A 4990-nucleotide genomic window follows, 5' to 3' on the forward strand; every position below is an offset into this window, starting at 1 on the left:
CGGCTATGCGCAGCTGGCTGGCGCCAGCGCCGAGAACCGACCAGCGGAACTGGTCGCCGAACAGCCGGTCGGCAGTGCGCTTCATATGGGCGACGTCTTCGGGATGGGTGCCGATGCCGCCGAGCAGGTCTTGCTGGCCCGCAAGATCATCGAAGGGCTCGGCATGGAGGTGGCGACGCCCGACGAGGCACGCGAAATCCTGTCATTGAAAGGCGGCGACAAGGTCGCTTTCTGAGGCGGCCCGAACAATCGCCGCGAGACGCAAAAACGGAGGAGGACGGCATGAAGATCGAAGTCGTGGTGGACGTGAAGACCACGCTGGGCGAAGGACCGCTGTGGGACGTCGAACAGGAACGACTCTACTGGATCGACAGCTTCGACGGGCGCGTGTTTCGGGCGACCGCCGACGGACGCGAGATCCGGTCATGGGATGTGCCGATGAAGATCGGCTCGATGGCGCTGCGCAAGGACGGTAGCGGCGCCGTGGTGTCGCTGCAGCGCGGTTTCCATCTGCTCGATTTCGCCTCCGGCGATGTGACGCTGATCCACGATCCCGAGCCGGACAAGCCGATGAACCGGCTCAACGACGGCAAGGTTGACCGGCGCGGCCGCTTCTTCGCTGGCTCCATGGACACGATGGAAGAGGGGCCGTCCGGCGGGCTCTACCGGCTCGATCCGGATTTCTCCGTCACCCGGATCGATTCCGGCATCATCTGTTCCAACGGTCCATGCTGGAGCCCCGACGACCGCACCTTCTATTTCGCCGACACCTGGACCGGCGAGATATGGGCCTACGACTACGACATCGCCACCGGTGTCGCCACCAACAGGCGTACCTTCGTGCGCGTCGACACGAGCCGGGGCGGTGCGGCGGACGGCTCGACCGTCGATGCCGAGGGCTATCTGTGGAATGCGCTGGTCTATGACGGCCGACTGATCCGCTACGCCCCCGATGGCAGCATCGATCGCATCATCGACATGCCGGTCAAGAAGATCACCAGCGTCATGTTCGGCGGACCGAAGCTCGACACCCTCTACGTCACCTCGATGGCCAAGCCGCCGCTACCCCGTTTTCCCGGCGACGGCGTTTTGCGCGGTAGCCTGTTCGCCATCACGGGCCTTGGCATCAAAGGCGTTGCGGAACCGCGCTTCGGCGGCTGACGCCAGGCAAGCGAAGCGCCCGTAGCATACGCGCATCAGGCCTTGGCGCGCAGGAATCCCTCATTAAGAATGTGGCAGCACGTCCGAGGCGTCTGCTCTTCACCCAATGGCACAATGAGCGGTCGACGGATCATTGGCCAAAGAGGTCCGGGCGGGCCACGTTGAGCCGTTGAACCGTGCGAAGCACTTCGCGCAAATGCGCCGCCATACGCGCGCCTGCCTGCTTTGCCTCGCCGGTCTCCACGGCCTCGAAGATCGCCACATGCTGAGCGAGCAGCGTTTCGAGGTGGCCGGGCTCTGGCAGGCTCAGATAGCGCACACGGTCCATCTGCAGCTTGACCACCTGGATCACCCGCCAGCTCTTGGGCAGGCCGGCCTCTTCGCAAAGGCTGCGATGGAAGCCCTCGTCGAGCTCGAGAAAAAGCTCGCGGTCGCCCTCGGCCACTGCCTTGGCCTGCTGGGCAAGGTTCACCCTGCCTGCCGCGATGAAGGCGCTCGAACCGTGGCCGGCCAGCTTCTGCACGACGGAGACTTCGAGTGCCTCGCGAATGAACTGCGCTTCCTCGACGTCACTCAGGCGGATCGGCGCGACGAAGCTGCCGCGTTGCGGCAGGATGTCGATCAGCCCTTCATCGGCAAGCCGGATCAGCGCCTCGCGCACCGGTGTACGGCTGACACCGAGCTGCTGGGCGAGGTCCTGTTCGCTGAGCGCCTCCGACGGCAACATCGCCAGCGTCGTGATGGCGCGGCGCAGGCGCTCGTAGATCTGCGGCGAGATCGGCATGCGATTGTTGACCGGCTCCAGCACCCGCGAGGGGTCGCGCTGACCGGCGTTCTTCAGCCTGGCAGCATTGCCTGAAAACCTGGTCGCCCCCGAAAGCTTGGTCCCCATGACGAATCCGTTGCTGTGAATGGCGCTGCACTGCTCCGGTCATGACACCACGCACGTCCCAACTCAAGCGGCAAGCAGGATTGACGCTGTATTGACATACTACCATGGTAGTGTGTATGACGCCGGCAGGCTAGGGGGAGAGGAGCCGGCATGAAGATCACGGACATCAAGGCGACCACCATCACCGTTCCGCTGGAAGCAGCATTGCGGCACAGCAACGGTACGCATTGGGGACGCTTTGTCCGCACCGTGGTCGAGGTCGAAACCGACGAAGGCATTGTTGGGCTCGGCGAGATGGGCGGTGGCGGCGCCGGCGCCGAACTCGCTTTCGCCGGGCTGAAATCCTACCTGGTCGGCCATGACCCTTTCGATCTCAACCGGATGCGCTATGCCATCTGCAATCCGACGGCGTCGCTCTACAACAATCGCACGCAGCTCCACGCAGCGCTGGAATTCGCCTGTCTCGACATTATCGGCAAGAAGCTCGGCGTGCCGGTCTACCAATTGCTTGGCGGGCGCGTGCGCGACCGGATCGGCTTCGCCTCCTATCTGTTCTTCCGTTATGCCGACCGCCGCAGCGGCAAGGGAGAGGTCCGCACCATCGATCAATTGCTCGAGCATGCCCGCGCGCTCAAGGCCGAACATGGTTTTCACGCCCACAAGCTCAAGGCCGGCGTGTTTCACCCCGACTATGAGCTGGAGTGTTTCAGGGCGCTCGCCGCCGAATTTCCTGCCGACACGCTGCGCTACGATCCGAACGCCGCCCTGTCGGTCGAAGAGGCGCTGCGTTTCGGCCAAGCCATTTCCGATCTCAGGAACGACTATTTCGAGGATCCGACCTGGGGCCTTGCCGGCATGCGCCGCTTGCGCGAGAAGCTCTCCATCCCGCTGGCCACCAACACCATCGTCATCGATTTCGAACAGCTCGCCACCAATGTGCGCGACCCTGCGGTTGACGTGATCCTGCTCGACACCACCTTCTGGGGCGGCATCCGCGCCTGCGTGCGCGCCGCGCAGATCTGCGACACGTTCGGTCTCGGTATTGCGGTGCATTCCTCTGGCGAACTCGGCATCCAGCTCGCCACCATGCTGCATCTTGGCGCTGTGCTGCCCAACCTGGTCTTCACCGCCGACGCGCATTATCACCACCTTGCCGACGACATCATCATCGGCGGCAAGATGCCCTACGAGAATGGTGCGATCGCGGTGCCGGAGGCACCGGGCCTCGGTGTCGAGCTCGATCGTGACAAACTCGCCACCTATGCCGAGCTCTATCGCTCGCTGGGCGGCTATGCCTACGACCGCGATCCCGGCCGTCCGGGCTGGTATCCGCTGCTGCCCAACACGAATTTCGCCGACCATTTGAACGATGCCGTGCCTGATCTCGGGCTGGGCTGAGATTTTTCGTTCGAAAGGATCGGCGGGAGGACGCTATGACTTTCAACCGGAGGAGAACAACAATGAGCAGGACCACAGCCTTATTCATTGCAGCCATGCTCGGCTGCACCAGCTTTGCAGCGCTGGACGCGCGCGCCGATGAAGGCGTCGCCAAGGGCGACACTTCGGCCAAGAAGATCGCCTTCAGCAATTCCTACGCCGGCAATTCCTTCCGCCAGGTGATGATCAAGAGCTTCGAGGAAATGGGCGCCAAGGCCGTGGCCGACAAGCAGATCGCCGCAACAGCCGTCGTCAGCTCGAACAATTCGGTGACCGAACAGGCCAGCCAGATCGAGAACCTGATCCTGCAGGGCTACGACGCGATCATCGTCCTTGCCGGCTCCGACACCGCACTCAACGGCGCCATCAAGGATGCCTGCAATGCCGGTATCACGGTCGTTGCCTTCGCCAGCGGCGTCACCGAGCCTTGCGCCTATGTCGTCGACTACAACCTTGACTCCTATGCCAAGGCAGAACTGGATTTCATCTCCAGCAAGCTCGGCGACAAACCGGCCAACATCCTCGAGATCCGCGGTATGGCCGGCGACGGTTTCGACAAGCGCCTGCATGAGGGCGTCGAGAAGGCGATGAAGGCGCACGCCAGCTACAAGGCTGTCGGCGAGGTCTATGGCCAGTGGACGGCGACCGTGGCACAAAAGGAAGTGTCGGGCATCCTGCCGTCGCTGCCTCAGGTCGATGCGGTGCTGACGCAGGGCGGCGACGGCTATGGCGCGGCGCAGGCATTCAAGGCCGCCAACCGGCCGCTGCCGATCATCATCATGGGCAACCGCCAGGACGAATTGGCGCTGTGGAAGCAGGAGCATGATGCCGGCGGCTACGAAACTTTCTCGCTGGGCGCCACGCCCAGCGTCTCGCAGGTCGCGTTCTGGGTCGCGCAGCAGATCCTGGCCGGCAAGCAGGTGCCGAAATTCGTCGAGGTGCCGCTCCTGCAGATCAATCAGCCTGACCTCGACGCCTGGCTGAAGACGGTTCCCGCAGGCGGCGTTGTCAATGCCGAATATCCGCAGGAGCTAGTGGCCAAGATCATCGACGCCAACGTAAAGAAAGAACCTCTGCCCGGCGTACCCGCGCCGAAATGAGCAGCATGGCCGAATGATGAACGATCCCACGTCGCCCAAAAAGGACGCAGCAGAGAGAGGCGATGCTGACAGCCCTCTTGTCGAGGTAGGCAATGTCCGCAAGAGCTATGATGCCGTGCATGCCTTGGGCGGCGTGGATTTTCATCTGAACCCCGGCGAGGTCGTTGGCCTGGTCGGTCACAACGGCGCCGGCAAGTCGACGCTGATGAACGTGCTGGCCGGCACCATCGAGCGCAGCAGCGGCAGCTTTCGCGTCGGCGGACGTGAGATCGGTGCCTGGAGTGCGGCCAGTGCCCAGCAGGCCGGTCTGCGCTGTATCTTTCAGGAACTGTCGCTCTGCGCCAATTTGACGTCGGCGGAAAACACCCGCATCGTGCACAGGTCCTTGCGTGGGTTGGGC

At 63.3% G+C, this 4990-nt stretch carries 5 protein-coding genes and 1 pseudogene; 5 read left to right on the forward strand and 1 reads right to left on the reverse strand.

Annotated elements, in window-relative coordinates; translation table 11 throughout:
• Together EN984_RS38930 and EN984_RS22540 are read left to right on the forward strand one after the other, a co-directional pair.
• Nucleotides 1-235: pseudogene (locus EN984_RS38930) on the forward strand (3-keto-5-aminohexanoate cleavage protein); the annotation flags it as partial.
• A 47-nt stretch (nt 236-282) separates the two neighbouring features.
• The gene (locus EN984_RS22540; protein ID WP_127268273.1) at nt 283-1161 is read left to right on the forward strand and encodes an SMP-30/gluconolactonase/LRE family protein; all 879 of its coding nucleotides are present in this window, start codon (nt 283-285) and stop codon (nt 1159-1161) included.
• Nucleotides 1162-1291: 130 nt separating this feature from the next.
• Here EN984_RS22540 and EN984_RS22545 read toward each other — a convergent pair whose 3' ends face one another.
• Entirely contained in the window at nt 1292-2053 is a 762-nt protein-coding gene (locus EN984_RS22545) for a GntR family transcriptional regulator (protein ID WP_127268272.1), read from the reverse strand.
• Between the two features lie 150 nt (nt 2054-2203).
• On the opposite strand from EN984_RS22545, the gene EN984_RS22550 reads away from it, so the two are divergent.
• From EN984_RS22550 to EN984_RS22560, 3 genes are all read left to right on the forward strand, one after another.
• Nucleotides 2204-3451, forward strand: coding sequence for an enolase C-terminal domain-like protein (locus EN984_RS22550; protein ID WP_127268271.1), 1248 nt, complete (start codon nt 2204-2206; stop codon nt 3449-3451).
• Nucleotides 3452-3513: 62 nt separating this feature from the next.
• A complete protein-coding gene (locus EN984_RS22555) occupies nt 3514-4590 on the forward strand; it encodes an ABC transporter substrate-binding protein (RefSeq protein WP_127273121.1) in 1077 nt (358 codons plus the stop codon).
• A 16-nt stretch (nt 4591-4606) separates the two neighbouring features.
• The coding region (locus tag EN984_RS22560) for an ATP-binding cassette domain-containing protein (RefSeq protein ID WP_245480101.1) at nt 4607-4990 on the forward strand (384 nt) is incomplete at its 3' end.

Source organism: Mesorhizobium sp. M7A.F.Ca.CA.004.12.1.1, assembly GCF_003997835.1.
Taxonomy (GTDB): domain Bacteria; phylum Pseudomonadota; class Alphaproteobacteria; order Rhizobiales; family Rhizobiaceae; genus Mesorhizobium.

Coding starts and splice junctions, on each gene's coding strand:
- EN984_RS22555 (WP_127273121.1), top strand. CDS start 3,514: ATGAGCAGGACCACAGCCTTATTCATTGCAGCCATGCTCGGCTGCACC.
- EN984_RS22545 (WP_127268272.1), bottom strand. CDS start 2,053: ATGGGGACCAAGCTTTCGGGGGCGACCAGGTTTTCAGGCAATGCTGCC.
- EN984_RS22550 (WP_127268271.1), top strand. CDS start 2,204: ATGAAGATCACGGACATCAAGGCGACCACCATCACCGTTCCGCTGGAA.
- EN984_RS22540 (WP_127268273.1), top strand. CDS start 283: ATGAAGATCGAAGTCGTGGTGGACGTGAAGACCACGCTGGGCGAAGGA.